Genomic DNA, 4,144 nt, shown 5'->3' with positions numbered 1-4,144 from the left:
CCGACCACTCGAACGCGTCGTCGATCTGGCGACTCGAGCACAGTGTGGAAAAAATCGAGCTGTAGCTCTTGGCGTGCACCGACTCCATGAACGCCATATTGGTCAGCACCGCCTCCTCATGCGGTGTGATCGCGTCGGCGATCATCGACACCGCGCCGATGGTTGCCTGTGCGGTGTCGAGCAGAGTCAGCCCGGTAAACACCCGGACCGTCGCCTGCTGCTCGTCGGTGGTCAGCGTCTGCCACGACGGTAGGTCATTGGAGAGGGGAACCTTCTCCGGCAGCCAGAAGTTGCCGGTCAAGCGGTCCCACACCTGCGCGTCCTTGGGGTCCAGCAGGCGATTCCAGTTGATCGCGTGCACCCGGTCGATGAGTCGGGTGGTCATGGTCACTGCGCCTCCATCGGGCTGTTCAACGAGCGGCATCAGAACTCTCCCATCGACTTTCGATTCCGGATCTCCGACGACGACTCCGGATCTCCGACGATACGCGCCACGATTCGGGTTGCCCAACAAGTGGCCGCGTGTCGCCGCAGCTTGAGTTCCGTAGCTTGATACGCATGCGGCGGACATGACGGGGTCTGGCGCCGCAGGACCCACTACTTCAGCCAACAGAAATAGGGGCTACTGCCCAGTCGGCAGCAGAGTCGGAAATCCACCGGGGCCACGCTTGCCCACCGCGATGAGCCGAACCGATGCGTAGATGCGGCCGAGCCGGGCCGCACTGTCACGCAGTGACGAGGTCATCAGGCGCGATACCGGAACACCACAAGACCGGTTGACGCCACCTCTTCTATAGCTGCTATGAGCACGGCAATGAAGGGATCTGCCTCACGGCAGCCGTGCACGACGTTGATGGGGTCACGGTCGACGGCCAGTGTGAATTCGTAGTTCATGTGTGCTCCCTGTATGTCCTGCAGAATGCTGTGTGTCCTGAGGAATGCACGGATGAGCTTTGCGCCGTGATGAGGTTGCGCGCGGTGGTGGAGTACGTGGCGGTGCGCTGACCGCATAGGCAGCGCACCCACCCTTAGGTGCGCGTCGGCTGGCTTCGGTGGTGCTGAGCCCGCACGCTGTGGTATGACTGTGTAGATTTGTGTGGATACCTGGCCATGCGGTGTGTTCAATTCGGTGGGAGACCTGAAAACGATGCGACAACCACCCCAGAGCCGCCATGAACTACTCCACGAGGACACGCCAGCGACGGCTGATCGACGCGGTGGCATGATCCACCGCCGTCATCGTGCAGCCTGGTTGACCGGGCACCCCGACCGTGATCGAATACGGCACCCCGCGCGGTTATCCGTCGCCATTCTCGTTTGCGCTCCCAAAGCTGACGGGGTTCCTGGGCTTTCCGCAGGACGCGCCGCCGGGCACGCCGGCCGGTGACGACAATTTCGCCGGCGGCGGACCGGTGGCCACGTCGAGCATCAGCCAAACCGTCGACCTCACCGGCGCGGCCGGAACGCCGTACGAGCTGAGCGCAGATCTCGGCGGCCAGGGCTTGAACTCGTCCTACACGACAGTGCAGGTCGGCTTCCTGGGCGCCGACGGGAACGTGCTGGGCACCGACTCGCTCCATCCGGTCACGGTATGGGATCGCCTGGCTATCAACGGGTTTGAGCAACGCGACATCCCCGGGACGATCCCCGAAGACACCACCTCCGCGCGAGTGACCACGATCTTCACCGACGAAAACCGGTTCCTCGGCGACTACAATTCCGCCTACGCCGCAAACGAGTCGTTCACGGTCGGCGATCCAAGCCTCACCGCGGCACCGCTCACCCCGCCAACGTCCGACGTCGGTCACCTGAATCACGTGTTCTTGATCTACATGGAGAACAAGGGTGTCGACGACATCGTGGGCAGCCCCAACGCGCCGTTCATCAACAGCCTGATCAAGACCGAAGATTTCGACAGCAACTACTACTCGCTGGGCCACCCCAGCGACGCCAACTACTTCCGGATCATGGGCGGATCGGATTTCGGCATCGACTACGACCCCGCCGGGGACGTCATCAATGCGCCCACCCTCATGCAGGAAATGGATCAGGCGGGCGTATCGTGGGCCGGCTACGATCAGGGCATCCCGGCGGGTACCACCGACATAACGCCGGGTGACGCGGTCGACGCAACGCCATTCGGCCTATTCAGCTACGTCTACCACAACACTGCCCCGAAAATACGCTTAGCAGCATTGCCCAGATCATTGTCAGCGAGCTCACGACGCACCAGTACAACGTGGCGGCCGGCGACCAGTATCTCCAGCAGACGATATCCACCATTGAGAACTCGCCGACGTGGACTGACCCGAACGAGAAGGACGCGATCGTCATCACGTGGGACGAGGACTACAACAACCTGTCACTGGGCTTCGGTAACGAAGGCAACAACGTTCCGATAATCGTCATCCCCAACCAGGACGCGGTGACGGCGGGGGGATGCAATCCGGCCACTTGGTCACCAACGACTACTACAACCAGCACAGCCTGATGGCCACTATTGAAGACGCCTTGCGCCCTGCGCCGGGAACTCTGGCCCCGCTCACCGACAACGGCATGTACGCCCAACCCATGAACGCTTTCTGGAAATAGTGGCTAGCTGCACCCCGGCTCGCGGGCTGACACTGGTCGGTGTCGAACATCCGCCGGATGACCAGCCGGCGTCCAGGGTGGCGGTCACCCGCGACCTGCGCCGCTGTTGACATCCGGATCTTCCGGAAACGGCGTGCAGGTGAGGGTGTGCTGATCCCGCCGGTGGGGTCGTGTCTGGGGAACTGAGATGGGCCCCGATAGATGGCTCCCTCCTGAGCGTGTGGAAAATGTGGCCGGTTCGCTTCCCCAGCCGTTCCCCGAGGAGTAGCCTAACGAAACGTGAGATACGTCGGTTGCCAACAGAGCAGTTTCGCGGGGGCCTATAACGAGGTCGGATCCATGGCGAGTTATCGGGACACGAAGCGCAATGGTCGGTCGCGCAGCGCGAAGGCCCGTCGTCGGGTAGTCGGTTCGAGTCTCGGTGTCGGGGTGTTTCTGGCGTTGGGCGTGACGCAGTTGGCTGCCGCGCCGACGGCCGAAGCCGATGAGTTTGACGCGATTCTTGAGCCGATCATCGATTCCGTCATGGGTTCGCTGGGTGATGCGGCAGGTGGTTCGCTTGCTGATGTGGGCTCGGTGGCGGCGGCCGGTCCTTTTGATGCCTGGTTTCATGGGTTAGAGCAGGACTGGCTTGACAGCAGCTTTGGTCAGCAGGTTGACAGCGTGCTCAATGCTTGGGTCAACCAGGCTGTTCCTGCCACCGCCGCCGGTAATGCTGCGCAGCCGATGAGTCAGAACTTGCTGGTCAACCCTAACTTTGAAGTTGCCGACCCGTCCGGGTCGGGCTTTAGCGGGGTGACCATTCCGGGCTGGACGGAGACCGGCACCCCGACCGTGATCGAGTACGGCACCCCGCGCGGTTATCCGTTGGGTTTGCCGTTCCCGTTGCCAAAGCTGACGGGGTACCTGGGCTTTCCGCAGGACGCGCCGCCGGGCACGCCGGCCGGTGACGACAATTTCGCCGGCGGCGGACCGGTGGCAACGTCGAGCATCAGCCAAACCGTCGACCTCAATGGCGCGGCCGGAACGCCGTACGAGCTGAGCGCAGATCTCGGCGGCCAGGGCTTGAACTCGTCCTACACCACAGTGCAGGTCAGCTTCCTGGGCGCCGACGGGAACGTGCTGGGCACCGACTCGCTCCATCCGGTCACGGTATGGGATCGCCTGGCCATCACCGGGTTTGAGCAACGCGACATCACTGGGACGGTCCCGGAGGGCGCCACCTCCGCGCAGGTGACCACGATCTTCCACGACGAAAACCATTTCCTCGGCAACTACAATTCCGCCTACGCCGCAAACGAGTCGTTCACGGTCGGCGATCCAAGCCTCACCGCGGCACCGCTCACCACACCGACGTCCGACGTCGGTCACCTGAATCACGTGTTCTTGATCTACATGGAGAACAAGGGTGTCGGCGACATCGTGGGCAGCCCCAACGCGCCGTTCATCAACAGCCTGATCAAGACCGAAGATTTCGACAGCAACTACTACTCGCTGAGCCACCCCAGCGACGCCAACTACATGCGGATCATGGGCGGGTCGGGCTTCGGCA

General features: G+C 62.6%; 4 protein-coding genes and 2 pseudogenes. 4 read left to right on the top strand and 2 right to left on the bottom strand.

From position 1 onward, the window contains the following. The coding region (locus AC2VON_RS17525; protein ID WP_486954088.1) for a ribonucleotide-diphosphate reductase subunit beta at nucleotides 1-385 on the bottom strand (385 nt) is incomplete at its 3' end. Between the two features lie 359 nt (nucleotides 386-744). Next, nucleotides 745-894, bottom strand: a complete 150-nt coding sequence (locus AC2VON_RS17520; protein ID WP_486954087.1) for a hypothetical protein — start codon at nucleotides 892-894, stop codon at nucleotides 745-747. 377 nt (nucleotides 895-1,271) lie between these two features. On the opposite strand from AC2VON_RS17520, the gene AC2VON_RS17515 reads away from it, so the two are divergent. From AC2VON_RS17515 to AC2VON_RS17500, 4 genes and pseudogenes are all read left to right on the top strand, one after another. Then, complete coding sequence (locus AC2VON_RS17515; protein WP_486954086.1) at nucleotides 1,272-2,402, top strand: hypothetical protein; 1,131 nt, start codon at nucleotides 1,272-1,274, stop codon at nucleotides 2,400-2,402. Between the two features lie 37 nt (nucleotides 2,403-2,439). Further along, nucleotides 2,440-2,592 (top strand): hypothetical protein, encoded by a 153-nt coding sequence (locus AC2VON_RS17510; RefSeq protein ID WP_486954085.1) that lies wholly within the window; start codon nucleotides 2,440-2,442, stop codon nucleotides 2,590-2,592. 5 nt (nucleotides 2,593-2,597) lie between these two features. Then, nucleotides 2,598-2,702 (top strand): annotated as a pseudogene (locus tag AC2VON_RS17505) (tRNA pseudouridine(38-40) synthase TruA); the annotation flags it as partial. 229 nt (nucleotides 2,703-2,931) lie between these two features. Then, nucleotides 2,932-4,144: pseudogene (locus tag AC2VON_RS17500) on the top strand (hypothetical protein); the annotation flags it as partial.

The sequence above is a fragment of the Mycobacterium sp. TH-M82 genome, from assembly GCF_057473605.1.
This window is presented reverse-complemented; position numbering and strand designations above follow the sequence as displayed.

What these genes read in the sequence shown, in the direction of transcription:
- AC2VON_RS17520 (WP_486954087.1), bottom strand. Translation starts at nt 894, where the DNA reads ATGAACTACGAATTCACACTGGCCGTCGACCGTGACCCCATCAACGTC.
- AC2VON_RS17510 (WP_486954085.1), top strand. Translation starts at nt 2,440, where the DNA reads ATGCAATCCGGCCACTTGGTCACCAACGACTACTACAACCAGCACAGC.